Genomic DNA, 26,657 nt, shown 5'->3' with positions numbered 1-26,657 from the left:
ACGGGTCTGACGACCTGTCCAGTGGCTGGATTTCCCGGCGGCCCGCTCACAGGCCGGTCGCCTTTCGGCGGCGCGCAAGCAGGATCAAAACAGGTGCACCGATCAGGGCCGTCAAGATTCCGGCCTCCAGTTCGTCGGGCGCGATCAGCAGGCGACCGGCAACGTCGGCAACCAGGATCAGGATCGCTGAAAACACAGCCGTCAGGATCACGATCCAGCGTTGGTCCGGCCCGCTGAACCAGCATATAGCATGCGGAACCATCAATCCGAGGAAGCCGACCGGACCGGCCGCCGCCGTCGCGCCACCGGCCAGAAGCGTGACGGCTATTGCCACCCCGACCCTGGTGAGACCGAGGCCGGCACCGAGGGTGCTCGCCAACTCGTCGCCAAGCGCAACCGCATTCAACGGTCGCGCAAGAACAAGCGCCAGCAAATGCCCGGTAGCGATCACCGGAGCGACTGTCGCGACAATATGCATGTCCCGGCCGGCGATCGAACCGATCGACCAGTGACGCATCTGGTCGAAGGCTTGCGGGTTCAGAAGCGTGATCGAAGAGCCAATGCCTGACAGGACCGCGGAAAGCGCGACCCCCGCCAGAACGAGCCGCATCGGCGTCGCACCATCTCGCCCCGAGGCGCCGACAGCATAGACAACCGCCGTCGCGGCAACGGCACCCAGCATGGCAAAGCCGAGATAGGCGTCGATAGTCCTGAGGCCGAGAAGCCCGACGGCCACGATCACGAAAAAGGCGGCACCGGCGTTGACGCCGAGGATGCCGGGGTCGGCAAGAGGATTGCGTGTGGCCGCCTGGATCAGCGCGCCGGAGACACCGAAGGCACTGCCTGCAAGCAGGCCAAGCAGCGTGCGCGGCAAGCGGTAGTCACGGATGATCACGTGCTCGACCGATGTCGGATCAAACCCAAGGAACGCTTGAAGCGCAATCTCGGGCGCGATGGTCCTGACGCCGACGAGCAGGCTCGCGACCATCGCCACGATCAACAGGACCGTGCCGGCAAGGAGGGCAAGTACCTTGCTCCTGCCGCGCGATCGCACCACCCGTTGGGCACGCGTTGTTGCCGGGACGCCGAGCGTCACGCCCATGCTCATACCCGTGCCTGTCCGAGGATCCAGTAGCCGACTGCGGTGATCCGTTGTTTGTCGAAGCCGAGCGCATCGCGAAAATGCATGCGGCTTTCGCTGACGGACGTCGCTTCGCCGGCGATCCAGATATAGCCGGGGCCATCCGGCAACGGGATGCCGCGCGCAATCTGCTCCAACCCGCTGGCACGGCCGTGCTTGCCGAAACTGTCGTACCAGGAAACGCTGATATCTGCCTTGGACGTCAACTCCTGGCGGTCGGCCATGTCGGGCAGTTCGACATGCACCTTCGCCGCGATACCTTCGGGAAGTTCCTCAAGGATCCGCGCCGCCGCCGGCAGGCCGGTGATGTCAGAAAGCAGCACGATCCATTGGGCGTCGGATGGAAGGCGATAGCGGCCTTCCGGATTGCAGAGACCGACCACATCGCCCGGTTTTGCCGAGAGCGCCCAGCTCGCGCCGACACCGCCGTCATGCACGACGAGATCGACGACCATTTCGCCGTGGGCAGGATCCCAGCCCCGGATGGTATAGGGCCGGTTCGGGCAGGGCTTGGAGCCATCCGGTCTCCCCCACTTTCCATTGGCAAAGACAGGGAGCGTCACCGGCGTGTCGTCATCCGGGGCGAAGGCCAACCGGATCCACTCGTCCGCATGCCCGGTCTCCACCAGTCGCTCTGCCCCGTCCACGTCGAGAACCACCCGGATCATCGAGGGGGTCAAACGTTCGGCCGTGCGAACGCGGGAGAAGAAATAGTCTTCGTGATACATCAGGGCTCCTTGCCGGCGCGGCTGTCAGCCAATTCGATCGCCTGGGCCAGTCGCGGCACCAGACCTGGAAATCCGTAAGGGATGGCGAGAACACTCGGCCAGGAGGCCGACCAGACGGAAACCGGATCTTCAAGCACCACATAGGCGCCCGCTGTGACGGGTCGAAACAGCCGGAACAGCGGCTGGTTCTCCATCGAACCTCTGGCATCGCCTTCGTACCACATGATCAGGACATCGCTTTCGACCGTGTCGAGTTGCTCAAGGCTGATGTCGAGAGAACTTCTGCCCGGGTTTTGCCGGGAAAGCCGTTCTACGCCGGGGGCGATGCGCATGCCGAGGTCGACCAGCCAGTCGACCCGCGTCTCGCCGGGCAAATAGACGACCATTGAACCGGAGCCCGGGAAATAGGTGCCGAAGGTAAAGCTGCGCCCAATCAGGCTCTCATTTTGCCGGGCAAGCCGAGCCAGGAACGATTTCGTCCGATCGATAAGTACTTCGGCCTCCGCCGGTCGGCCCAGGGCCTTGCCGATCTGCCGTGTCTGCTCGCGCCAATCGGCCCGCCACGGTCCGCTCGCGTAGCCGATCGTCGGAGCGATCGTCGAAAGCCGCTCGTAGCTGCGAGCAGCCATGTCTGAAAAGACGTTGACGATCAGATCGGGCGCCAGGCCGAGGATCGTTTCGTAATCGGCCTGCCCGCCGTCGAGCAGGTGCGGCCGAACGGACCCGAGCCTTTCTTCGCACCAGGGGGCGATGCCGCTTTCGAACATGCCGCGACGAACCATGGCGATCGGCGTTTCACCGAAAGCAAGCACGCTGTCCTCGTCGCACCAGCCGACGGTGACTATGCGCTTCGGCGCCGCCGGCACGACTGTCGCGCCGAGCGCATGTTCGACAGTTACGGGAAAGCTTGGCGTTTGCCCCATGGACGCACCCGCCCTTGAGGCCAGCAATGACGCGAAGCCTCCGGCAAGCACGGCGCGACGCGACAAGAAACCGCCTGTCGCGTCACCGATTGCCGATGTCAGCCGTGTTGCCGTCAACGTCGCCCTCCCGTTGCGGCCGGCACGCCTTGCGCCGACGCCACCTTTAGAACTTGAACTTCGTGGAAACGCTGAAGCTGCGCGGCTCACCGTAGAACCCGGTGTCGAAATTACCGAAGCCCGCATAGTACTTCTCGTTCAGGAGGTTCTTCGCATTGAAGGTGAGATCGACCTTCTCGTTGAAGCTGTACCGGGCCATCAGATCCACCAGGAAGACGTTCTTCTGGCTGAGAACAGCGTATTCCGAGGCCGGGCTCCACACCTTGCCATAGATCTCGTCCTGCCAGCGGATGCCGCCGCCGACCGTCAGCTTCTCCCACTCTCCGGGCAGCTGATAGGTGGTGAAGAGCTTGACGACGTTTTCCGGTGCGCTCGTCTGGATGAAGGAATAGACCCGGTCGCCGTCGGCCTTGCGGGCATGGGCGTATGTGTAGCCCGCATAGACGTTCCAGCCAGGCAGCACCTCGCCGGACGCCTCCAGTTCAAACCCCTTCGTCGTCACCCCGTCGGCGGCGGTGTAGTAGGGATCGCCCGTCACGGGATCGGTCCCGGCCTGTTCGCCGACGTTGTCCTGCCTGGTCAGAAAGACGGCAGCGGTCGTGTTCAAGGCACCGTCGAAGAACGCCCCCTTCACGCCGGCTTCGTAGCTATTGCCCATTTCGGGATCGAGATAGGCACCTGCAACATCCTGGCTTTTTTGCGGTTTGAAAATGCTCGTGTAGCTTGCATAAACTGAATAGCTGTCCGTCAGATCATAGACGACGCCGAGATAGGGCGTGAGTTCGCCCTTGACCGAGTAGGCCGCCGCGCCTGCCCACGTTCCGCTGGCATTGTCGTACGTGCCATAGTCGTTCGTGTCCCACCAGCTTATGCGGCTTCCAGCGATGACGGAGAGCTCATCGGTCGGCTTCAGGCGAATGGCGGCATAGGCGCCGTACTGGGTCGTCTTCGTTTGATATTTGCCGACGAGATCGAACCCCGGCTCCTGCGTCTTGCCGTCCCAATCGAAGAAGTTGGGCACGTTCGGGTCATAACCGACGCCGCCATAGCCGTACCAGGGACCTTTGTCGGAAGTGCGCGATGCCGTGGCGCCGATCATCAGATCATGGTCCCGGCCAAACAGCTCGATCGGACCGGAAGCCCTGACATCGGCGGTGTTTTGAACGACATTGCCGCCGTAACGCCCGACATACTGGAAGACACCGGCACCCGTCACCGGATCTGGCCAACCGCCGCCGGCCGACCCGAGCACGCTGTCATGACCGTTGCGACGATGGTTGAGCGTCACATCCAGGTTCCAGCCGTTGTCGAACTCGTGCACGAGCGTTGCAAAATAGTTGTTTGCATAGGTGTTGCGGCGGCTCCACTCCGTGGCCGGATTCTTGGAGACATCCCAATCGGTACGCGAGCCGTCGCTGTAGAACATCGGCAGCCCCGTCCAGCTCGACCCGCGCGGAAGATTGCGCTGGTAGTCGGCACCGACGGTCAGTGTCGTATCATCTGTGATGTCGGCTTCGAGCACACCGTAGAGCGTGAACTTGCGTTTCTCGTAGTGATCCAGATAGGACTTGCCGTCTTCGTAGGCGCCGGCGAAGCGTCCACGCAGGGAGCCATCAGCATTCAGCGGACCGGAGACGTCCATCTCCGAACGATACGTATCCCAGGAACCGGCAGTCCCTGTCAGCGAGGCCTGGAACGTGTCGGTCGGCTTCTTGCGCACCAGATTGACGGCGGCGCCGGGGCTCCCTGCCCCCTGCAGCAAGCCGTTGGCGCCCTTCACGATTTCGACCCGGTCGTAGATCGTCATGTCGGCGTTGCTCAGCCCATAATCGTAAACCCCGTCGGTCTTGGCGAGCACGCCGTCATACTGAAACTCGGTCAGGGCGAAACCGCGCGCAAAGAATTCGGTACGGTCACTGTCGTAGCGCTGGATGCTGATACCCGTGGCGCTGCCGAGGGCATCGGCAATCGTCGTTGCCTGTCGATCATCAAGCAACTGCCGGGTGACAACGGTCACCGACTGCGGCGTTTCCCTGATCGACAACGGCAGGCCCGCCGCGGTTGCCATCTCTCCTGTCGTATATGAACCGGTCCCTTCGGTTGCAGCGCCCAGGCCGCTTACCTCGATCTTCTGCAGAGCCGTGGCCCCGTCTGGGGTGACGGCGCCTTCACCCGAGGTGGTGCGACGCGGGTCCGAGATGGTCACCGTGTTGGTCCCGGTGAAGCGGTAGACCAGGCCGGTGCCGGCAAGAAGCCTGGCAAGAGCGGCGTCGGTGGTAAAGCTGCCCGAAAGTCCAGCACTGCGCAGTCCACGTACGACGTCCGCCGGATAGAGCATTTGCAGGCCGGCATCATCTCCAAAGCGCATGATCGCCGCGTCAAGCGGGCCTGCGGGGATGCTGAAACCGGCAGCGGCGGGCCGTATGCTCTTCGGTGTCGTCTGTTGGGCATATGCCGGCGTGATGGCAACGGATGCCATCAGCGCGCATGCCAGCCCCGAAACAACGACCCCCGTACCCCATGCGGCACGTTCCCTCGATCCTCTCGCCATACCTCGACGTCACTCCATTCCTGCAAATAATTCAAAGGCCTCAAGGGCACTCGTCTCAAAGACGGATCTCGGCGTGAGCCCCCTCACCCCTGAAGTTGAATATACTTGTCAGGAATATTTCTTTTTGCTCTCCAGCCTTCAGGCTGCGCGCAAAAGCACCAGGTAATCGGTCAGGCGGAGGACCCGGACGGGCAAGGCCGCGCTAAGTGCACCGAGCACGCCGTCCGGATTGGCAATCTCGAATATCCCGCTAACGCGAAGATTATCGAGCTCGCTGTCGACGATGCGGATGGTGCCGGCGCGATAGCGATTAACGTCGGCGATAACCTGCCGCAACGGCCGGTCCTTGAAGATAAGCTTGCCGCGCCGCCAAGCCGTCTCGCTCTGAACATCGACATCGCCGACGTCGCCGAGACCGGTTTCGCCGTAGGAGACGTTTTGACCGACCTGAAGGATCGCGGAAGAGTGGTCCGGTGCCATCACGGAAACGGCGCTCTCCTCGACCGAGACGGTTACCGTGTCCGACCATCGATGCACGACAAAACGCGTTCCAAGCGCGGTTGTCGTACCGGCCCCCGCCTCGACAATGAACGGACGCCGCGCATCTTTCGCGACATCGAAGAACGCTCGGCCCCGCAACAGCTGCACGGAGCGCCTGCTCTCGATGAAGTCCACGGCAATCGCCGTGTCCGCGTCAAGGCTCACTCTTGATCCGTCTGCGAGTGCAAGCTCTCGTAGTTCCGCGGTCCCTGTCTCATAATCGCTCAGCAGAAAATCAGGCAATCCGTTCAACCCGACATAGCCTGCGACCCCGAGCATGGCAGCGCCGCCTGCCAAAAAGCTGCGGCGGCCAAAGGCTGCGGAACGACTGGCAATCGGCAGCCCGCGCTGCCCCCTGGGATCGCCAACAATGTCCAGATCGGACCAGATGCCCGCAAGCTTCTCATACTCCTTGCGGTGCGACGGTGACGCAGCCATCCATGTCGCATGCGCCGATCGTTCGGCGGCCGTCGCCTCACCGGAGGTCAGGCGGACGAACCAGGCGAGCGCCTCGTCTTTCGGTTGTTCTTTCGAGGGATCCCTGGCTTCTGCCATCACCAACACCGGCTCTTTGCATGGACAGGAACGCCACGATGAAGTTTCCTGCTATCAACGGTCGCTATATAGACGGATTTCGCGTGTGAGTACCTCACCCCTCGTTTCATTTGCATCCGCCTCAATCCAGCAAACCGTCGAGCCGATCACGGCAGGTGGCCAGCGCCTTCATGATCAACTTCTCCACGGCGCTGCGTGTAATGCCGAGTTCGGCGGCGATTTCTGAATGGCTGAGACCATCGAACTTGTGCATCAGAAAGACTTCGCGCTGACGCGCAGGCAGATCTGCAACGACGCGCTCCAGAGCCGCGAGGCGCTGGCGATAGTCGATCACCCGATCGACAGATACCTCCCCCGACCTGACGTCAGGAAATTCAATCGGAGATATGTGGCGCTCTTGCGCGTTACGGCGACGCACATGGTCAACCGCAACATTGTTTGCCATTCGAAACAGATAGGCCTGCGGGTTTTGGATCGGGGTGTCTGACGGCATATTGCGGACCCGCAGATAGGTATCCTGGATCACGTCATCAGCATCTGCCCGCCCCTTGAAACGCTGGGCCACATGCCGGACGAGATCGCCGTAGCTTTCCGTCAGCACCTGCAGGATCGTCTTCTTAGGGTTGGGGGGCATCCGCGATGGAACCGTTAAACTGCAAGGCCTGATACAGCGCCGAGCTCACCCCCGCCTGTGAGCGCGTCTTAAAGAAGATAAACTTGAGTTTCAATATCATATTATCGTTTCGCTATGGAGCATGCATTCCTTGCTCAGGCAACGACCTGACTGCGCCAGTCACCTCATGATTTGGCTAGGCGCAAGTCGGCGTACGGCATTCGCAAGACGATGAGCCGAATTCGCGTCCGCGTTGACGGTATCCGCGCCCGCAGGCGGCCTCCCGCGGTCGCGATAGTGCTCGGGATTGACGAATGTAACGGTCAGCGCCGCTTGCGCACCTGCTGCGGCGAAGAGAATGACGGTGATCGCGAGTGACAGGATGTTTCCCGGTGCGCATGACATGCTCCATTTCATCATCATATTTGTAACTCACCTCTCAAATTTTCTTGACATTTCAATCAAAAATGCCGGAACTAAAGATAACAACAAATTCTTGGAGTTCGTGTCATGCTGGCCATTGTCGCCGATGATCTGACAGGCGCCCTGGATGCAGCTGCTCCATTTGCCAGCAGAGGCCTTCATACGGAGATTGCGCTCACCGTCGGGGCGATCGCTGCGGCCCTGAGCGAGAACCCGCAGGTAATTTCAATCAATGTTGCTTCGCGAGAACTGGACCTCGCAGGCGCGCAGAGCGCAACGACGGCGGCGCTCGCCGCATTGCCGCCTGGCACACGCCTGTTCAAGAAGGTCGACTCGCGCCTCAAGGGCCACATTGCCGCCGAGCTCGACGTCACCCCTTATCGCTCGGCGCTGATGGCACCGGCCATTCCGGATTTCGGGCGGATAGTGAATGACGGCCATGTGCAGGGGTTCGGCGTCGACAGGCCGATATCGATTGCGGAGAAGCTCGGCAGGCACGTGGGCCAAATCACTGTGCCCGATGTCGCGACCTTGGAAGATATGAACGGCTGGCTGCTTGCATCACAGGAGCAAGGCGTGGACCTGCTTATCGGCGCGCGCGGACTGGCGGAGCAACTCGCGCACCAAATGAGCGGCGGGGCCGATCCGCGCGCTGCGGAGGTCCCGCCAGGCCCGGGACTTTTCGTCATCGGCTCGCGAGACCCGATTACCTTGGCGCAGATCGAGGAGTTGCGGGCCACGCGCAAGCCGCGCTACATGCCCGCACCAAACGGCCGGCTGACCGACGAGACCGCAGATGAGAGCCTGATAACGCTGGTACAGGCGGTTCCCGGGAGCGCACCGACGAGTTCGCAGGACGTATCGCGTCTTCTGGCAGAAAGCGTATTTCCGGCACTGACCAGGGCCGCTTCCACCTTGCTTCTTTCCGGCGGCGCAACCGCCGAAGCCGTGCTAGAGAAAATGGGGATCACCCGTTTCAGACTGGTTGGTGAGTGCCTGCCCGGACTGGGCTTGGCCCACGCGGACGGCCGTTGCATCATTGCCAAGTCCGGGGGATTCGGCCAACCGGGAACGTTGAGGGAGATTGCGGACAGGATCCTCCGCAGTATGGGATGACAGATGGGACTGGAGAACGGAACGACACGCAAGAGCCTGGCCGACTTCGCCTTCGAACGGATGCACCGCGCGATCAAGTCCGGCGCCTATCAGCCCGATGAGCGCTTGCCGACCGAGCACGAACTGGCGGCGGAATTCGAAGTGTCGCGCCCGGTCATCCGCGAAGCGCTCCAGCGCCTGCGGGACCAGGGCTTGATCTATTCGCGCCGGGGCGCTGGCAGTTTCGTTCGCGCGCTTGGCATGAAAGAGCCGCTCGGCTTCGGACAGTTGGAGAATGTTGCGGATCTCTTGAACTGCTACGAGTTCCGGCTGACGGTCGAACCGGCCGCAGCCGCGGCCGCAGCCGCCCGCCACGATACCGCAAGCCTTGGCGCCATTCGTCAGGCGCTCGAATTGATGCGGGATGCCACCAATCGCCAGTCGCACCGCGAGGACGCGGACTTCCAGTTTCATTTGGCGATCGCGCGCGCGGCCCGCAACAGCTACTTCTCGACCGCAATGGAAGCACTCAAGGACCATATTGCCGTCGGCATGAAATTTCACGGCGCATCGGTCAAGCGCGAGGCGGCCGGCCTTACCCGTGTTTTTGCCGAACATGAGGCAATCGCCGAAGCGATCGCCTCAGGCGATGGCACGAGGGCAAAGCAACTGATGCTTGATCACCTGACCGGCTCGCGTGAGCGCCTCTTTCAGGCGACCAGATAGGCCGGACGATCTGGAAGTCATGACCTCCACCAGAGATGGAGGTTTATCTTGCATACAAAGAAAAATGCCTCGGCCAACAGCCGAGGCATTTTTACCGGGAAGAACGAATACCAATCAGGCCGGCTAGAAGGCTGCCTTATAGACCGACAGGACATCCTCGACGGTCATATCGACCGGATTGTTATCCATCAGGCGGCGGTTTGCATGCGCTTCACTCGCGTAGAGAGGCAGATCATCCGCAGCCGCACCATGAGCGGCAAGCGACATCTCGATGCCCAGGTTCCTGCAGAAACCCTGCGCCGCGCTCAAAAGCTCGGTTTCGGACAGTGCGCCGCCGAAGCCGAGCGCAAGCGCGACCTCATCCGTCTTCTTTGCCGCAACAGGCTGGTTGAAGGCAAGCACGTGCGGAAAGATGATGGCGTTGGCGAGCCCGTGCGGCAAACCGAGCCGGGTGCCGAGAGGATAGGCAATGGCGTGTCCAGCGGCCGTGTTGACGGGGCCAAGGCAGATGCCGCCGTAGTAGGATGCGAGCATCAGGCCTTCCCGCGCCTCGGTATCGGAGCCGTCCCTGACCGCCCGCGCCAGATACTTGCCGACGAGACGGAAGCCCATGCGCGCGAACCCGTCGATCATCGGATGCGCCCGCTTGTTGGTGAAAGCCTCGACACAATGAGCCATAGCGTCGACGCCGGTCGCTGCCGTGACCGCCGGCGGCACCGAATAGGTCAACTCGGGATCGAGAACGGCAAAGTCCGCGATCATGTGCGGGCTTTCCACGGCGACCTTGTTGCCCTTTGCAGGGTCGGTGATCAACGAACGAATACCCGCCTCGGAACCTGTTCCCGCCGTGGTGGCGACCTGCGCCAGGCGTGTGCGACGACCCGCGACACGGTTCGGCCCCGCGACGTCGCCGAGCGTCTGATCCGAATCCCAGAGCACGGCAGCCAGCTTTGCCACGTCGAGCACCGAACCGCCGCCGAGCCCGACGATCAGGTCCGGCTTGCACCTCCGCGCCGTCTCAATCGCCGCCTCCAGCGTCGCGATATCCGGTTCGCCCGGAATTGCATCAAACACGGTAACGCGGCCGGAAAGCTTCAGCCGATCGACAAATCCGGCGGTTATCGGCGTTGCTATCACGAGCGTGGACTGCACATCTGCCGCCCAGGCGCCGACCTCGCCGATGAGGCCGGCCCCGACCGCCAGGCGGCGGGGTTGATGAAGGGTGATTTGAGCGATGGTCATGGCTTGGTCATCCTTGCTTGGCGCGGCCGTTGACGAGCTTGCGCGCATAGGCGATGGCGGAGTTCATATTGCCGTGGTTGGCGATCCCCTTTCCGGCGATGTCGAAGGCCGTCCCGTGGTCGACGGACGTGCGGTCGATCGGCAGATCCACCGAGACGTTCACCGCCGTGTCGAAGGCAACAAGCTTGATGGGGATGTGTCCCTGATCGTGGTACTGGGCAACAATCAGATCGAATGCGCCGGAATAGGCGCGGTAAAATACCGTGTCGGCCGAAATCGGCCCCTGGACGTCGATCCCTTCCGCACGTGCAGCTGCGACCGCAGGCGCGATCTGGTCGTCATCCTCGGTGCCGAAGAGGCCGTTCTCGCCACAATGCGGATTAATGCCGGCGACCGCGATTTTCGGCGCGGCGTAGCCGATGCGCTTCAGATGCGCGTCGCCGGCCCTGATCGTCGCCAGTACCCTTTCGGTCGTCGCTCGCCTGATGGCCTCCTGCAGCGAGACATGGGTCGAGACATGGATGACCTTCAGCCGTTCGGAAGCGAGCAGCATATAGGCCGCCTTCGAACCGGTCAGGCTGCGCAGCATGCCGGTATGGCCATCATAGTGATGGCCGGCAAGGTTCAGTGCTTCCTTGTTGATCGGGGCGGTGACGATGCAGCCGATCGCGCCAGCTTCGGCATCCCGCACCGCTTTCTCGATGAATCGGAAGGCGGCATCGCCGGCCACCGCGCTCAACTGCCCCCAGGGAAGCGGCGCGCCCTCGATCGGCAGATCGACGACGAAAGGCGCAAGATCGATGTCAATGCCGAGTGCGGATCGAGCCGTTTCGAGCGTGGTCAGATTGCCGTAGATCCGCGTCTGATCCCGATCTGCAGGCGACATTTCAGCCAAGGCGCGGACCGCGATCTCAGGCCCGACCCCGCATGGGTCACCCATGGTTATTCCGATGATATTGCTCATGAAACACTCCGTCGAGCCGCGCCGTCCCAGCCGGGAGCAAGGCGGACATATTTGATCGCACGCCGATGATAGGTGTAGGCGAGATGCATGGTGCCGTCAGGACTTTCGAGCAGCCACGGGTAGGACATTTCCTGGTTGCGGCCGTCGGTCGAATCGTTGGACAGGCAGGTGCCTGGACCATCTTCGACGACCTGGCGCATGGCAAAGGAACGCCCCTCGTCCTCGGAGAGGCAGAGCGCGACGGGTGCTCGCGGCACCCCCCACACTGGAACGCACCCTCCGGTTGGATCCGCATCCGGCCGGTTATCCTCCTCGCCCAGTTCGTCGTAGAGCGAAGCGCGTCGGTCGGTCGACGACAGCGCATTGATGGGATTGCAGATCATGGCGATCCGGCCGTCGCGAAGGCGGGCGGCGGCAAGCGATGAATTGTTGTTCGCCACATCCGTGGCATGAGGTACGGACCAGGTCCGCCCACCGTCGCTGCTGTCGCTGCGGTAGACGAAATCGGCCTGCCGGCGCCGAAAGAAAGAAACAAGCCGATCCTCTCCGAGAGCCACGGGCGACATATGCACACAGCCAGTGGACTGGTCGATGTCATCAAGCCGCCAGGTCTCGCCGCCATCGACCGACACACCCACGGCCGCGGTATCGTGGCTACCATTCCATTTCTGGCCGGGGCGCTGCACGCAGCGGAAAATTGGCAACAGCCATGCTCCGTCATCGCGAATGACGATGGGCGCACGCACGAAGCAACCACGCGGAAGATCGAGATACCGACCTTGCGCGGCGACGAGCCTGTGCGGATCCAACGGGTCGTGCTGCACCTCGGCCATGCGGATGCGGCATTCATCCTGATTGCCCGAAGGCTGGGAGGTATGAAAAAGCCAAAGTCTGCCGTCCGGCGCGGAAAACAACACCGGATTCTGCTCAGAGTGCGAAGGATCGTCACTCAGGCGCTGGGGCGGACCCCAGTTCGCAGAGCCTTCCACCAGCACCGATGCGAAGATGGAGATATCCGACTTGCCCTCGAGCGTTCCACCGAACCAGGCGCACACGAGTGCGCCGTCATCGAGCAGATGCAGGAAAGCTGCATGATTCTGGATCATTGGCGAAGGCAACAAGGCTTCGTCGCGCCCCTTGGACACGGATTGAAGCACGCCGGTCATGTTGCGAGCGATTTCATCGGGATGCATTTGGTCCTCCAGTCAGGTTTGAAAATCGCTCAATTTTTCAAGTTGTCAAGTTTATTAATGTCACTTTTCTGATTTGCGCTTCACGCAATGATTTGCTAACTGATTGATATAATTGCTTTAATATTGACATATAGCTTTGAATTAAAAATTACATGACGAAACGATTTGACAACATTACGAAAAAGATGGATGGTCGAGCCAACCTGGAACGAGGATGCCGGGGACGGAGGAATTTCATGCACAGCACCAGCAGCCGCCATCAGGCTACGACGGCCGTCGTCTTTGCAGCGGGAGCAGCTACGCTTGCCGCGTCGGATGCCGTGATCGTACGGGCGCTGAGCGGCGCCGTGCACCCTTTCGTCATCGGATTTTTCCGCGCTTTTTTCGGTGCGCTGATCCTTCTGCCCTGGATCGCACTGCGTCCATCCGTTCTACGCACGACCCACCCGATGCGTCAGCACGCCTTGCGCGCCGCTTTCAAGCTGCTGGCGATGATTGCGCTGTTTGCCGCCTTTAGCTGGGGGCCGCTCGCCGATGTTACCGCCATCGCCTTCACATCTCCGATCTTCGTCGTCCTTGGCGCAGCACTGACGTTGGGCGAGCGACCCGGCCCGGCGATGATCGCGGCAGTCGCCCTCGGCTTTGCCGGCGCCATGCTGATGATCGGACCGTCGGGAACTGGCTTCACGCTGGCAATCCTGCTGGCGCTGACGGGCGCGGTGCTTCAATCGGCAATCCAGCTGATCCTGAAGTCCATGTCGAAAGGTGACGCGACGTCGACACTGGTCGTGTGGAACCTTCTCTTGACCGTACCGATCGCCCTGCTGTTCGCCCTCCCCTTTTTCACCATGCCTGGTCCGAGGGAAATGGGGCTTCTGGCGCTTCAGGGCGTGGTCGGCACCGCCTGCATGGCGCTGATGACGCACGCCTTTTCGTTGGCGCCGGCAACGGTCGTGGCGCCGGTGGACTTCCTGCGCCTGCCGCTCGTCGCCTTCGGTGGATTTGCCCTGTTCGGCGAAACCGTCGCCCTGACCACCATCGGCGGAGGCGCGCTCATATGCTGCGCCGCCTTGATTGCCGCGCGTTCCGGAAAATTCGGATCCGCTGCCAAATAGAACTGAACCAGACTTTCTAGGGAGGAGAATGCAATGAAGAAAACGCTTATCCTGGGTGCGCTCCTGTTGGGCTCCACCATATCGCCCGTCTTTGCCGCATCGGGGCCGATCAAGATCGTGCTTGCGGAGGAAGCCGATCTGCTTGAGCCGTGCATGGCGACCCGCTCGAACATCGGCCGCGTCATCATGCAGAACGTCAGCGAGACCCTGACCGAACTCGACGTTCGCGGCGGCAAGGGCGTGCTGCCACGTCTTGCGGAGAAGTGGGAACAGAACGAAGACGGCAGCTGGCGTTTCCACCTTCGCCAGGGCGTGAAATTCTCTGACGGCACGACCTTCGACGCCAAGGACGTCAAGCATAGTTTCGACCGCATCATGAGCGACAAGAATGCCTGCGAGTCGCGCCGCTACTTTGGCGGCATGACGGTCACCGCTAATGTCGTCGACGATCACACGATCGACTTCAGCGCCGATCCGGTTCAGCCGATCCTTCCACTCTTGATGTCACTCGTCACGATCGTGCCGGAGGAAACACCGCTCGAATTCATCCGCGAGCCGATCGGCACCGGTCCTTACAAACTGACGAACTGGACGCCGGGCCAGCAGATCGTGCTGACGGAACGCGACGACTATTGGGGCCAGAAGCCGCAGGTTACCGAAGCAACCTACCTGTTCCGTGCAGACCCGTCCGTGCGTGCAGCTATGGTTCAGGCCGGCGAGGCCGATCTTTCACCCTCCATCTCGCAGCTCGACGCGACAAACCCCAAGACCGACTTCTCCTATCTCGACAGCGAGACCGTGTACCTGCGCATCGACCACAATATCGAGCCGATGAACGACGTGCGCGTCCGCCGTGCCCTCAACATGGCTATCGACCGTCAGGCGTTCCTCGGCACCCTGGTTCCAGACAGCGCGCTGCTCGCCACGGCCATCGTGCCGCCACCGACGCTCGGCTGGAATCCTGATGTCAAGGTCTTCCCGTACGATCCGGAAGGCGCGAAAAAACTGCTGGAGGAAGCCAAGGCGGAAGGTGTGAAGGTCGAGACACCGATCACCATCATCGCGCGCTCGGCAAACTTCCCGAACGTGACGGAGATCATGGAAGCCATCCAGGCGCAATTGCAGGAAGTCGGCTTCAAGATCGATCTGAAGTTCGTCGAGGTCGCAGAGCATGAAGGCTACTATTCCAAGCCGTTCAAGGAAGGTCGCGGACCGCAGCTCGTCGCAGCCATGCACGACAACTCCAAGGGCGACCCGTCCTTCTCCATGTTCTTCAAGTACGCGACCGAGGGTACGCAGTCAGGCTTCTCCGACCCCAAGGTCGACGATCTGATCAAGCGCGCGTCGGCCGCCACCGGCGACGAACGGGCCAAGCTCTGGTCGGAAACCATCGCTTATGTGCATGATGAAGTGGTAGCCGACGTGTTGCTCTTCCACATGGTCGGCTTCTCGCGCGTTTCCGAACGCCTGGACTTCAAGCCCACCATGGCGACCAACTCGATGCTCCAGCTCTCGGAGATCAGCATCAAGTGAACTGTTCTGGCGGTCATCAGGAGACCGCCAGTGACGGACGCAATCAAGGCGGCGGGACGATCTCGCCGCCTCTGCAATCCAGGGGCACAATGATGAGCTTCATTCGTAAACGCGCCGTGGCCAGCCTGATTTCGCTGGTCGGCCTGATCGTGATGGTCTTTTTCCTCTCGCGTCTGACAGGAGATCCTGCCGCGCTCTTCCTTCCCGTCGAAGCCTCGGCGGAAATGAAGCAGCAATTTCGCGAGATCCACGGCCTCAACGATCCGCTCATGGTGCAGTTTGCCCGCTATGTCGGCGACGTCGTCACCGGTGATTTCGGTGAATCCCTTCGCAAGGCGCGCCCGGCACTGGACGTGGTCCTGGAGGCTTTCGTGTGGACGCTCTGGCTTGCCGCCATCACCATGTCCCTGGTGACCGGCGCTGCCATCGTGGTCGGCTCGCTGGCCGCCTTCCGCGCCGGCGGCTTTTTCGACCGCCTCTCTTCCGTCATCTCGCTGATCGGTGCCGCCGTACCGGACTTCTGGCTCGCCATCGTCGCGATCGTCGTCTTCTCGGTAAACCTTGCCTGGCTTCCCACGTCCGGCACGGGCTCACTGCTGCACTGGATCCTGCCGATCGGCGTGCTGTTCGTCCGACCGTTCGGCATCATCGTTCAGGTGGTGCGCGGCTCGATGATATCAGCGCTGTCGTCGGCTTACGTGAAGACGGCGCGCGCCAAGGGCGTGAAGTCCGGGCCGATCATCTTCCTGCACGCACTGCGCAACGCCATGCTTCCGGTCATCACCGTCATAGGCGACCAGGCGGCGAGCCTCTTGAACGGCGCGGTTATCGTCGAAACCATTTTCGGCTTTCCCGGTGTCGGCAAGCTGATGATCGATTCCATCCTGCAGCGTGACTTCAATGTGGTGCTGGCCGCCATTCTCGTCACCGCGCTCGCGATCTTCGTCATGAACCTGCTGATCGACCTTGCTTACGCGCTGCTCGATCCCCGCATCCGTCATTGAAGAGTTCGGCCATGACCTTACAGACGACAGATACGACAATCGCCGCGGAACCGGGATTTGCGGTTCGCATGGCCCGCATGCTGTGGGCCGACAAGTTCGCCCTCTGTGCCGCCATTTTCCTCATTGTCGTCCTCGTCCTGGCGATCGTCGGACCGAGCTGGCTCGGCGATCTCGCGACCAAGCAGAACCTGCGCGGCCGAAATGCAGCGCCCTTCGAGTGGGAACGCGGCTGGGTGTGGTGGATGGGAGCGGATGCGCTCGGGCGCCCGTTGCTTGCCCGCATCATCGTGGCAACGCAAAACACGCTCATGGTGGCTGCCGGCGCCGTGGCGATCTCCGCCGTCGTCGGCACGACCCTCGGCCTGATCGCGGGCTTCTCCTCGCCACGCGTCAACCAGATCATCATGCGGCTGGCCGACGTCATCATGTCGTTCCCGTCGCTCCTGATCGCGGTGATCGTACTTTATGTTCTCGGTTCATCGATCCTGAACCTGATGCTGGTTCTTTCGATCACGCGCATTCCGGTTTACCTGCGCACGACGCGAGCCGAGGTGCTGGAGATTCGCGAACGCATGTTCGTACAGGCCGCCCGCGTCATGGGCGCATCGAACCGGCGTATCCTGTTCCGGCACATCCTGCCGGTGGTGCTACCGACGCTGACGACACTCGCCACGCTCGACTTCGCCTATGTGATGCTGGCCGAAAGCGCGCTCTCCTTCCTCGGCATCGGCATCCAGCCGCCCGAGATCACCTGGGGCCTGATGATTTCCCAAGGGCGGCAGTATCTCACCAATGCCTGGTGGCTTTCCTTCTGGCCGGGCCTTGCAATCATCCTGACGACCATGTCGCTGAACCTGCTTTCGAACTGGATGCGTATCGCGCTCGATCCCGTCCAGCGCTGGCGCCTGGAAATGAAAGGCCGCAAGAATGGCTGACCACCTGCTGGAAGTCCGCAACCTCTCGGTCGAGTTCCACACGGCCATGGGCGTCGTCAAAGCCGTCCGCAACATCTCGTACCATATCAACCGCGGCGAGACGCTCGCGATCCTGGGTGAGAGCGGCTCGGGAAAGTCGGTCTCCTCGTCGGCGATCATGAACCTGATCGACATGCCACCAGGGCACATCAGCTCGGGCGAGATCCTGCTTGACGGCGTCGATCTGCTGAAGATGCCGGCACACAAGCGACGCGAGGTGAACGGCCGCCGGATTGCGATGATCTTTCAGGATCCGCTCAGCCATCTGAACCCGGTCTATACCGTCGGCTGGCAGATACGCGAGGCGTTGACCACTCATGGTGCCGCGAGTGCGGCGGCGCAGTCGGAAGCTCTGCGTCTGCTCACCCGCGTCGGCATACCCGACCCGGAAAAATCGCTCGACAAATATCCGCACGAATTTTCCGGCGGCCAGCGCCAGCGCGTCATGATCGCCATGGCGCTTGCGCTTCGCCCCGATCTGCTCATTGCCGATGAGCCGACGACTGCGCTCGATGTGACGGTGCAGGCTGAAGTGCTGGCGCTGCTGGAAGAATTGCAGCAGGAAACCGGAATGGCCGTCCTGATCATCACGCACGACCTCGGCGTTGTTGCCGAGATCGCCGATCGCGTCGTGGTGATGGAAAAGGGCGAACTGGTCGAGGCCGGGACGGTTCGCGAGGTCTACAAGAACCCGCAGCACCCCTACACCCGCAAACTGATCGCCGCCGCTCCCGGGAAGGGCAAGATGCACACGCCGGTCGCACGCGGCGAGCCGGTTCTGTCGGTCCGCGACGTGCGCAAGCACTACGGCAGTTTCGAGGCGCTGAAAGGCATCTCCTTCGACCTGATGCCCGGTGAGACCATGGCCGTCGTCGGCGAAAGCGGTTCGGGCAAATCCACCCTTGCCCGCATTCTCGTCAGGCTGGACGAACCCGACGGCGGCAGCGCGTTGTGGAAGGGCCGAGATCTTTTCCAGCTGTCGCCGGCGGAACTCTACAAATTGCGGCGCGACCTGCAGATGGTGTTCCAGGACCCCACCCAGTCGCTCAATCCGCGAATGACCGTCTACCAGTTGATTTCCGAGGCCTGGGTAATCCATCCGGACATCCTGCCGAAGGCAAAATGGCGCGAACGCGTGGCCGAGCTGCTGGTGCAGGTCGGTCTCGGCCCGGAACATATGGGACGATATCCGCATCAGTTCTCCGGCGGCCAGCGCCAGCGCATCGCCATTGCCCGGGCGCTTGCCCTCGAGCCGCAACTGATCATCTGCGACGAAGCGGTTTCAGCGCTTGATGTCTCGGTTCAGGCCCAGGTCATTACCTTGCTCGACCGGCTTCGCAAGGACATGGGCATCGCCTTCATCTTCATCGCTCATGATCTTCCGGTCGTTCGCGATTTTGCCGACCACGTCATGGTGATGCAGAAGGGCCATGTCGTGGAACTGGGCACGGTGCAGGAGGTGTTTGAAACCCCGCGCCAGGACTATACCCGCGCGTTGCTGGCAGCCGGGCTTGATCCCGACCCCGATGTTCAGGCGGCCAATCGCGCCGCCCGGCTCGAATGCGCCTCCTAAGGCGTCCCCCAATCCCTGGAGACTGAAATGTCCAAGCAAGCCTTTGTCGCGCTCGTCACCTGCTTCAACGACGATGAGACCATCAACTACGAAGCGACACGCGCGCAGGTGCGTCGACAGGTCGACGCCGGCAACAACATCATGTGCGCCGGAACCAACGGCGACTTCAGCGCCCTCACCTTCGAAGAGAAAGTGCGCCTGACAGAGGAAGTCACCGATGAGGTCGCCGGTCGCGTCAAGGTTATCGTCAATGCCGGCATGCCCGCCACGTTCGAAACGCTGAAGCTCGCGCGTGAATTCGACCGCATCGGCGTTGACGGGATCGCCGTAGTCACGCCCTTCTTCATCGCCTGCACGCAGGACGGCCTGATCCGTCACTTCTCGACCGTTGCCGACGCGGTCGAAACACCCGTCTATCTCTACGATATTCCGGCCCGCACCCAGAACCACATCGAGCCGGAGACCGCGCGCACGCTGTCACGTCACGGCAACATCGCCGGCATCAAGGATTCCGGCGGCGCCAAGGAGACGCTGGAGGCCTATCTGGCGGTGGCTAAGGACGTGGAGGGCTTCGAAGTTTACTCCGGTCCCGACCATCTGGTGCTGTGGGCCCTGCAGAACGGCGCGGCCGGCTGCATCTCGGGTCTTGGCAATGCCATGCCCAACGTCCTCGCGGGCATCTTGAACGCCTTCAACACCGGCGACATTGCCGAAGCCGAGAGGCAGCAGGCGATCTATTCCGCCTTCCGCACGGATCTCTATGCCCTCGGCTTCGCGCCGGCGATGGTCAAGCGCTCGCTCTATCTGCAGGACGCCTCCGTCGGCGCAAGCCGCCAGCCGGCCCTGTTGCCCAACAAGGATCAGGACGCCCAGATCGCGGGCATTCTGCGCCGCTACGACCTCCTGTGACCGGTGATTGCCCCCAGAAGCGCGATAGATAGGCGACACGTCGGTCCGAGGGTGGCTCAACCGTCTGATGCCCGTTTGAAACGGGCATCAGGACGTGCGGGTAGTTGCGCTTCGCGAGCTTGTGAAACAGAACGCCGAGCCCAACAAGCAGGCAGGAATTCAGCGCAATCGGAACCAGCGGAAACCAGAATCCCGAGCTCGCAACGACGGGGTCTCCAAGCACCGCGGTCAATGCGGCCGAGCGAGGCGGCGCTCAAGCTCGATCTTGCCGCGGCAGCGCATCAGAAGACACGAGATATCCCTTCCAAGCGCGCGCCCTCAAAACGCCCGATCATAGCGAGGATCGATCCTTCATCCGGCAAGAGGCAAGCGGCTGTCGCGAGTGCGTCGGCCATGGCGGCGGAAGGGGCAGAGATCGAGACGGAGCGCCAGTTGGCGGGCGCGGGCATCCCGGTCGCGGGATCGAGAATATGACCGTCTCTTCCGGCCTGATCAAAGGTTGTACCGAGCGGCGCTGACGTGGCCAGTGCGCGCTGGCGTAACGCCAGGCGCTCCCCCGTCTCCAATCGCACCGGCCATTCGCCGCCCCCTGGCTGTCCCCCGAGCGCACGGAACTCGCCGGTGTCGATCAGGATGTCTGTCAGGCCCTCAGCATCCAGAAGGACGGCGATCCGGTCTGCGACATAGCCTTGACCGATGCCGTTCAGCGTCAGCGCCATGTCCGGGCTCAGGGTGACCGCTGCAGCTTCAAGCCTCACCTTGCCCCAGCCGGTATCGGCTCGCGCACGTTCGACGGCCTTCGCATCAGGCCGCTTCCCATTTGCGGCGGATTCAGCCCAGAGCTTCCAGAGCGGCTGTATCGTCGGATCGAACCGCCCGCCACTCGCCCGATGCACGGCACCGGCCAGTGACAGACATTCCAGCAGCTCGAAGGGTGGGGCATCAAGGTGACCATCGCGGTTCAGCCGTGAAAGCGCGCTTTCTGGACGATAGAGACTGAGGATGGTTTCCAGGCGATCGATCTCGGCCATGACGCGCGTGACGATGGCGTCAGCATCAGGGTGATCAATCCGGATAGAGGCGCGCGCGCCAAGAGCCTGGCCCGTCCAGAAGCGGGCTGCCGATTTGGCGTGGGCGACAGCGGGCACAGTTGCCAGGACTGCGGAAATTGCGATCAGGCGGCGTCGGGTCAGCATCATGGGATCAACCTCCGGCTGGATGGGGCAGTGCACGTAGACGGCCGAGATAATCGTCGTCGCCCGCACCCTGTTCCGAGCCGGTCTCCACCGGGGTCAGAACCATGGCATCGGTGATATCGGCAAGCGCCAGCACCTTACCGCCCTCAGCAAGGGAGAAAGCCGCCGCCGCATCGCGGTTCGAAAAGGGCACGGCTTCGGGCGCGCCCATGCCACCTCGCCGGGTGGAGCCAACGACGTAGAAGGCCTTGCCGGCGACAATCCAGTTGCCGTCACCGGGCTGATCCCACGTCGCCCCTGCGGCCCCCATATCATTGACGTAGATGGCGAGGATCGGCGCAATCTGCTCCGGCCCGCGAGCGTAGGCGATAGCGTCGCGCACCTGGCTGAAGAAAAGCGGCGCCGGGTTTCCTTCAAGAAAGATCTGGGCCTTCGGCCCGGGATGCTCCAGAAGGTTCATCTGGCAGTAATGTCCGAGGGTCTCGGGCGTCATGTCCAGGGGCGCAATGCTCTGGACAACGTCCTCCTTGCAGGCGGCAAGCAGCGCCAGCCCGGCAGCGAGCAGGACGAAGCGAAGTCGGCTCCTCATGGCGTCACCCTCCGGAAGGCTGCGGCAGCTAGCGCAATGGCGGCAAGCGGCCAGAAGAAAAGGGAAGCTGCCGATTGCCAGAGCGGAATCGCGCCCGCAGCCCCACCTAGGCCGCCGGCGGCAGCAACGGCTTGTGCGGCCGAAAGATTGAAGACGCGAAAGGCGTCGGCCGGGTTGGCGAGCAAAGCGACGGGCAATGCCTGTGTGGTGAAGGCCCCACCGCGATCCGTAACGATCAGCGCCAACAGGGCGAGGTCGTAGAGGACCACCGCCACCAGCCATAGGGCGATGGCCAGCCCCGCTGCCCCCGACGGCCGCCGCGCCAGCGCCGATAGCGCATAACCCGTGCCAAGGAATGTCGCGCCGAGCAGGACCGAGGACCAGATCAGCCGCCATAACGCGCCGAACCCGTTGACGGCTTCCGGATCGGACCAGACAGCGACCAAGGCCGCCGTACCGTAACCGAGCGTCACGGCAAGGCCGAGGATTGCGAGATGCGCCAGCAGCTTGCCGAGCAGGATCTGCAGGCGCGAGACGGGATAGGTGAGCAGAAGCGGAAGCGTGCCGCGCTCCACCTCGCCCGCCACCGCGTCGAAACTCATCAGCAATGCCAGCAGCGGAACGAGATAGACCGCAAGCGAAGTGAGCGAGGCGACCGTGACCGAGAGCCGGTCAACGCCGACATCGCCCGTCGGGGCCGAGCCGGCGGCGGCCAGCACCAGAGCGAACAGCACCATCATGCCAGTGGCGATAGAGACCCAACGATTGCGAAAAGCGATGCGGAACTCGCTCGTGGCGGTGGCAAGGATGCGGTTCATTGCCCGTCCCTCCGACTGAAATGGCTGTAGATATCCTCGAGGCTGGGCGGGATCACATCGAGATCGATAACGGCGTTCCCAAGGGCTGCGATACGGGCAAGAAGCGGCAGTTTTTCCGATTGCGAGCAGCAAAGGCGCACGAGACCGTCCGTGCCCGGCGTGCCTTCGGGAAAGGTTGCCGCCAGCCCTGCCGCATGGCCGGGCGCGGCACGAACGGAAAAGGCGACCGGAAGCGCTGCGCGCGCCCGAAGATCGGCAAGCGTACCTTCCGCCACGAGTTCCCCGCCGGAAAGGATGAGGATGCGATCAGTGCGTGCCTCCACCTCGGTCAACACGTGGGAAGAGAGCAGGATGGCGGTTCCCTCTGCGGCCAACCCGTCGAGCAGATCATAGAAGTCCCGTCGCGACACCGGGTCGAGGCCCGAGGTTGGTTCGTCCAGAACCAGGAGGCGTGGGCGACCGATCAGCGTCTGAGCCAACCCCACACGCTGGCGCATGCCTTTGGAATAGGTGCCGATCCGCCGCCGGGCGGCATGGGCGAGCCCGACCCGTGCAAGAAGCTCTATCGCCTGCCGCGGGTTTTCACCGCGCAGCGCGAGATAGTGGCGAAGCTGCTCCTCACCGGTCAGGGCCGGGTGAAAGGCGGCATTTTCCGGCAGATACGCCACTTGCGTCCGCGCCGCGGGCGAACCGGGCGCTGTGCCGCAGACCGAGACCTCGCCGCTGTCGAAGGGGATGAGACCAAGCACGATCTTCATCATCGTCGATTTGCCTGCGCCGTTATGGCCGAGCAGCGCCGCGCGCCGTCCCGGCTCCAGCGTCAGGGAGACGGACTTCAGCGCTTCCACGGATTGGAAGCGCTTAGTGAGCCTGGAGATTGTCAGCGTCGGTGTCATCGTAATTTCCTTCAGTCCAGCGCCCGGCTGCCTCGGACTCATGGCCCAGGATTTCGAGGGGGACAGGGATGGTCAGGGGGCGCATCAGCGGCGCGCTATCGCGCACGCCTCCGGGCAGCGTGGCGGGGAAGTCCCTCTGGCTCCAGCGTACGATCTGCACGGCGGGCGAGCCGATCAGCAGGCTTGCCGCCGGCTGCGACCAGAGGATCTGGTCCACCAGGTCGTTGGGGCGGTAGAAACTATCCGCAATGCCGTCGCCGTTGAGATCGAAGGCCGGATGGTCGGACCAGAAATTGCCGCGGCCATCATGGCTCCATTCCATATTGCGGGTGCCGACATATTTCACCTGCTCGCGGTTGGCGATGAAGGCGTTGTCCGTCAGCACATTCTTCTCCGAGCCGGCGGTGAAGTGGATGCCGATGCCGCAGTTCTCGAAACGGTTGCCCCAGATCAGGTTCTTGTGGGCGTTGTAGATGAAGAGGCATTTCTTCGTACCGCCACGTACCAGATTGCCCGACACGTCGGCATTGTTGGCATAATTCAGCATCAGCCCGTGCTCACGGTCACCGAGACTGAGATTGTTCAGAATCTTGGCACGGTTGGAGAACATGATGGCGAAGCCCAGATGATTTCCAACCGAGACATTGCCGGAGACCTCGGTGTTGCGGGTGTACATGAAGTGCACGGCGAAGCGCAGGTCGCGCATGATGTTGCCGCGATAAACACTGTCGGCGCTGGCGTTCGAAAAAATGCCGTCGCGACCGTAGCGAATGGTATTGCCTTCCAGCAGCGTGCCCGGGCTGTTCCAGACATAGATGCCGTTGCCCCGCTCGTTCATACGGGCGCTCCGCGTGCCGACGATCTCGTTCGCCGCGATAACGGCATTGCGACCGCCATGGACGTCGATGCCGTGCATATTGTCGGTGACGAGCAGATTTTCGACGCGGGCGCGGTCGGCGCCTTGGACGATTTTCACACCGGCGTCGAGGTCCTGGTTCACGCGGCCCGAGCCGGCGACTGTGAACCCTTTCAAGGTCACGTCCGGCGCGGTGATCGTCACCACGCTGCCCTGCCCGAGCCCATCCACGATTGCCGCGCGGTTACCGACAATCGTGAGGGACCGGTCGATGGTGACGGGGCCAGTATAGGCCCCGTCGGTCAGTGTCAGGACATCGCCGGGCTGAGCTCCGGCAATCGCCGCTGCGAGGCTGCCCGTACCCGGCATGACCGCGCGCTCCGCCGCTGCGAGCGGCGAGGCGATAAGGATGCCGATGAGGAGAACGGACAGACGCATCGATCAGGCGCCCTTCGGTTCCACGAACATGCGTCCGCGCATTTCCATGTGCAGCGCATGGCAGAACCACTGGCAATAGTACCAGTAGACGCCGGGATTGGCCGCGACGAAGGTGACGGAGCTCGTCTGCTGCGGCCCGACCTCCATCGCAACCCCGTGATTGCCCATGGTGAAACCGTGGGTCAGGTCATCGATCTCGTCGAGATTGGTGACGATGACCGTGACCTCATCGCCTTCCTTCACCGTGAAGCTTGGCTGGCTGAAGCTCGGCGCGACCGAGGTCAGGTAGACGCGAACCTTGTTGCCGTCGCGGATCACGGCCTCCGTCCATTCGTCGATGTCGACGCCATCGGCCTCGGCCTGCTTGCGTGTTTCGGCCCACAACGGGTCCTTCCGATCCCAGACCGAGCGGATGTTCGGCAGGACCGAGGGGGCGACCGCGATGGCGTCATGCGGTTCGGCGAAGTTCGGGCCGTCGTGCACCAGCACCATCTTGTCGCCGGAAATGTCGATCAGCTGATCGTTTTCCGGCTTCAGCGGACCGACATTCAGGAACCGGTCCTTGGAGAATTTGCACAGGCACACCAGCCAGTCGTTGGTGGCGTCCAGCGTCTCGCCCATCACCGTCTTCAGGTGGCCAGGCTGATACTGAACGTCGAGCTTGTCCTTGATCGGATTGATCTTTTCTCCAGCATAGGCGCGAATGGCCTCATCGATATTCCACTTGACCACCTGGCTGTCGAGGAAGAGTGACGTGTAGGCGTTGCCGCGTCCGTCGAAGGCCGTGTGCAACGGGCCGAGGCCCAGTTCAGGCTCCGCCACCACCGCGCTGCGCGGCTCGGCATTGTCGTAGAACAGGGCGTCGAACTTCGTCACGTCGAGCACGGTGACGGTCGGCGAGAGCTTGCCGGCAACACACAGATGCTTCTTGTCCGGCGCCATGTTGCAGCCGTGCGGGTTGTTGGCGATCGGGATGTAACGGGTGAAAAGGGACTTGGCCTCCTTGCGCCCGTCCACCACCTTGACGCCGTTGATCTCCTCATACTGCCCGGCCGCAATGGCCTTCTCGATCTCGACGATGTTGAAGACGACGACGTGGTCCATCTCGGACTTGGTCATCTCCTCCAGCGTCATGCCCATTTCGGAGTTGTAGCTGGTCGAGAACGCCCACTTGCCTTCGTAGTCGGCATCGCAATTGTCGAGATTGCCCGAGACCTTCACCTGCCAGGCCACATCCCATTTGTCGGCATCGACAGCGGTGAAGACGTTCACATAGGTCGACACGTCCGTCATCGTCGAGCCGTCATTGACGAGCGGTGCTTCGTCCTCGCCATTGCAGAACACATAGTTCGAACGCGGCCATTTCTGCGGACGCATGCCGTGGATACCCTTGGCATTGGGGATCTCCAGGATGGCGTCGGTCTTCATCACGTCGCAGCGCACCCGCGCCACGCGCGTGTTGGCCTTGTCGTTCATGAACAGGTAGCGGCCGTCATATTTGCCGTCGGTGAAGGACATATGGACGTGGTGCAGGTCGCCGTTGTCGTGGATTTTCTTGCCGTTGGCGGCGAGCTGCTTTTTCGTCTTCTCCGACATCGTGCGCTGGTGGATGTGGATCGATTCATTGGTCTGGCCCCAGCCGGTGGCCGAGCAACGGTTGAACACCGGAACCCGCATCAGCTCGCGCATCGAGGGGATGCCGAGAATGCGCATTTCGCCGGTCTGGCCCGAGGACCAGAAGCCGTAATAGTCATCAAGCTTGCCCGGTGCGACCGAGCCGTCGGCACCTGTCGCGGCACGGGCCGGAGTGGCCAGCCCGACAGCTCCGAGGCCCAGTGCGGCGGGCCCCACCGTGCCGGCCAGAATGGCGCTGCCTGCCGTCGCGCTGAAGAGAGCCCGGCGGCTCAGTCCCTTGTTTTCCTTTGATTCCATGATCGGGTTCCTT

General features: G+C 62.3%; 23 protein-coding genes and 1 pseudogene. 8 read left to right on the top strand and 16 right to left on the bottom strand.

The annotated features are described in order from the left end of the window. Positions 1-46 precede the first annotated feature (46 nt). From AC07UR_RS31245 to AC07UR_RS31220, 6 genes are all read right to left on the bottom strand, one after another. Complete coding sequence (locus AC07UR_RS31245; RefSeq protein WP_234942049.1) at positions 47-1,108, bottom strand: iron chelate uptake ABC transporter family permease subunit; 1,062 nt, start codon at positions 1,106-1,108, stop codon at positions 47-49. Then, positions 1,105-1,869 (bottom strand): siderophore-interacting protein, encoded by a 765-nt coding sequence (locus AC07UR_RS31240; RefSeq protein WP_209792648.1) that lies wholly within the window; start codon positions 1,867-1,869, stop codon positions 1,105-1,107. Before AC07UR_RS31240 ends, AC07UR_RS31245 begins: the two co-directional genes overlap by 4 nt. Continuing rightward, the gene (locus AC07UR_RS31235; protein WP_209792650.1) at positions 1,869-2,909 is read right to left on the bottom strand and encodes an iron-siderophore ABC transporter substrate-binding protein; all 1,041 of its coding nucleotides are present in this window, start codon (positions 2,907-2,909) and stop codon (positions 1,869-1,871) included. Before AC07UR_RS31235 ends, AC07UR_RS31240 begins: the two co-directional genes overlap by 1 nt. Before the next feature lie 46 nt (positions 2,910-2,955). After that, entirely contained in the window at positions 2,956-5,388 is a 2,433-nt protein-coding gene (locus AC07UR_RS31230; RefSeq protein ID WP_209792652.1) for a TonB-dependent siderophore receptor, read from the bottom strand. A gap of 210 nt (positions 5,389-5,598) precedes the next feature. Beyond that, positions 5,599-6,555: a FecR family protein gene (locus AC07UR_RS31225; RefSeq protein WP_209792654.1), complete on the bottom strand. Its 957-nt coding sequence runs from the start codon at positions 6,553-6,555 to the stop codon at positions 5,599-5,601. 121 nt (positions 6,556-6,676) lie between these two features. After that, complete coding sequence (locus AC07UR_RS31220) at positions 6,677-7,156, bottom strand: RNA polymerase sigma factor (protein WP_327795896.1); 480 nt, start codon at positions 7,154-7,156, stop codon at positions 6,677-6,679. Positions 7,157-7,678: 522 nt separating this feature from the next. Here AC07UR_RS31220 and AC07UR_RS31215 point away from each other — a divergent pair. Both AC07UR_RS31215 and AC07UR_RS31210 read left to right on the top strand, forming a co-directional pair. Beyond that, positions 7,679-8,707 (top strand): four-carbon acid sugar kinase family protein, encoded by a 1,029-nt coding sequence (locus AC07UR_RS31215; RefSeq protein WP_209792658.1) that lies wholly within the window; start codon positions 7,679-7,681, stop codon positions 8,705-8,707. A 3-nt stretch (positions 8,708-8,710) separates the two neighbouring features. Beyond that, entirely contained in the window at positions 8,711-9,412 is a 702-nt protein-coding gene (locus AC07UR_RS31210) for a FadR/GntR family transcriptional regulator (RefSeq protein ID WP_173422395.1), read from the top strand. Between the two features lie 123 nt (positions 9,413-9,535). Here the strand turns inward: AC07UR_RS31210 and AC07UR_RS31205 are convergent, their stop codons facing one another. Genes AC07UR_RS31205 through AC07UR_RS31195 form a run of 3 tightly spaced genes read right to left on the bottom strand, consistent with a single transcriptional unit; the run spans position 9,536 to position 12,811 of the window. Further along, a complete protein-coding gene (locus tag AC07UR_RS31205; RefSeq protein WP_209792660.1) occupies positions 9,536-10,654 on the bottom strand; it encodes an iron-containing alcohol dehydrogenase in 1,119 nt (372 codons plus the stop codon). A 7-nt stretch (positions 10,655-10,661) separates the two neighbouring features. Continuing rightward, positions 10,662-11,618 (bottom strand): 4-hydroxythreonine-4-phosphate dehydrogenase PdxA, encoded by a 957-nt coding sequence (pdxA, locus tag AC07UR_RS31200; RefSeq protein ID WP_173422397.1) that lies wholly within the window; start codon positions 11,616-11,618, stop codon positions 10,662-10,664. Next, complete coding sequence (locus tag AC07UR_RS31195) at positions 11,615-12,811, bottom strand: sialidase family protein (protein WP_209792662.1); 1,197 nt, start codon at positions 12,809-12,811, stop codon at positions 11,615-11,617. Before AC07UR_RS31195 ends, pdxA begins: the two co-directional genes overlap by 4 nt. Positions 12,812-13,047: 236 nt before the next feature. Here AC07UR_RS31195 and AC07UR_RS31190 point away from each other — a divergent pair, with 236 nt between their 5' ends. From AC07UR_RS31190 to AC07UR_RS31165, 6 genes are all read left to right on the top strand, one after another. Next, complete coding sequence (locus AC07UR_RS31190; protein WP_209792665.1) at positions 13,048-13,926, top strand: DMT family transporter; 879 nt, start codon at positions 13,048-13,050, stop codon at positions 13,924-13,926. Positions 13,927-13,959: 33 nt separating this feature from the next. Continuing rightward, the gene (locus AC07UR_RS31185; RefSeq protein ID WP_209792667.1) at positions 13,960-15,459 is read left to right on the top strand and encodes an ABC transporter substrate-binding protein; all 1,500 of its coding nucleotides are present in this window, start codon (positions 13,960-13,962) and stop codon (positions 15,457-15,459) included. Between the two features lie 89 nt (positions 15,460-15,548). Then, on the top strand, positions 15,549-16,463 hold the full coding sequence (locus AC07UR_RS31180; RefSeq protein WP_173422401.1) for an ABC transporter permease: 915 nt from the start codon (positions 15,549-15,551) through the stop codon (positions 16,461-16,463). Between the two features lie 11 nt (positions 16,464-16,474). Beyond that, a complete protein-coding gene (locus AC07UR_RS31175) occupies positions 16,475-17,398 on the top strand; it encodes an ABC transporter permease (RefSeq protein WP_209792670.1) in 924 nt (307 codons plus the stop codon). After that, entirely contained in the window at positions 17,391-19,010 is a 1,620-nt protein-coding gene (locus AC07UR_RS31170) for an ABC transporter ATP-binding protein (protein WP_209792672.1), read from the top strand. Before AC07UR_RS31175 ends, AC07UR_RS31170 begins: the two co-directional genes overlap by 8 nt. Positions 19,011-19,037: 27 nt before the next feature. Continuing rightward, entirely contained in the window at positions 19,038-19,919 is an 882-nt protein-coding gene (locus AC07UR_RS31165) for a dihydrodipicolinate synthase family protein (RefSeq protein WP_209792674.1), read from the top strand. Positions 19,920-19,947: 28 nt separating this feature from the next. On the opposite strand, the pseudogene AC07UR_RS31160 reads toward AC07UR_RS31165, so the two are convergent. The 7 genes and pseudogenes from AC07UR_RS31160 to nosZ form a co-directional block, all read right to left on the bottom strand. Further along, a pseudogene (locus AC07UR_RS31160) lies at positions 19,948-20,169 on the bottom strand (HPP family protein); the annotation flags it as partial. 31 nt (positions 20,170-20,200) lie between these two features. Beyond that, complete coding sequence (locus tag AC07UR_RS31155; RefSeq protein ID WP_209792676.1) at positions 20,201-21,118, bottom strand: FAD:protein FMN transferase; 918 nt, start codon at positions 21,116-21,118, stop codon at positions 20,201-20,203. 4 nt (positions 21,119-21,122) lie between these two features. Continuing rightward, positions 21,123-21,704: a nitrous oxide reductase accessory protein NosL gene (locus AC07UR_RS31150; protein WP_209792678.1), complete on the bottom strand. Its 582-nt coding sequence runs from the start codon at positions 21,702-21,704 to the stop codon at positions 21,123-21,125. Continuing rightward, complete coding sequence (locus AC07UR_RS31145; protein ID WP_209792679.1) at positions 21,701-22,522, bottom strand: ABC transporter permease; 822 nt, start codon at positions 22,520-22,522, stop codon at positions 21,701-21,703. Before AC07UR_RS31145 ends, AC07UR_RS31150 begins: the two co-directional genes overlap by 4 nt. Next, positions 22,519-23,418, bottom strand: coding sequence for an ABC transporter ATP-binding protein (locus AC07UR_RS31140; protein WP_209792680.1), 900 nt, complete (start codon positions 23,416-23,418; stop codon positions 22,519-22,521). Before AC07UR_RS31140 ends, AC07UR_RS31145 begins: the two co-directional genes overlap by 4 nt. Next, a complete protein-coding gene (locus tag AC07UR_RS31135) occupies positions 23,384-24,712 on the bottom strand; it encodes a nitrous oxide reductase family maturation protein NosD (RefSeq protein ID WP_209792681.1) in 1,329 nt (442 codons plus the stop codon). The genes AC07UR_RS31140 and AC07UR_RS31135 overlap by 35 nt, the downstream gene beginning before the upstream one ends. A gap of 3 nt (positions 24,713-24,715) precedes the next feature. Then, entirely contained in the window at positions 24,716-26,644 is a 1,929-nt protein-coding gene (nosZ, locus tag AC07UR_RS31130) for a TAT-dependent nitrous-oxide reductase (RefSeq protein WP_173422410.1), read from the bottom strand. Between the last annotated feature and the right edge of the window lie 13 nt (positions 26,645-26,657).

The organism is Ensifer sp. GW821-FHT05G01 (assembly GCF_059419585.1).
Note: the sequence above shows the minus strand (reverse complement) of the source record. Positions and strands in the feature narration are given on the sequence as shown.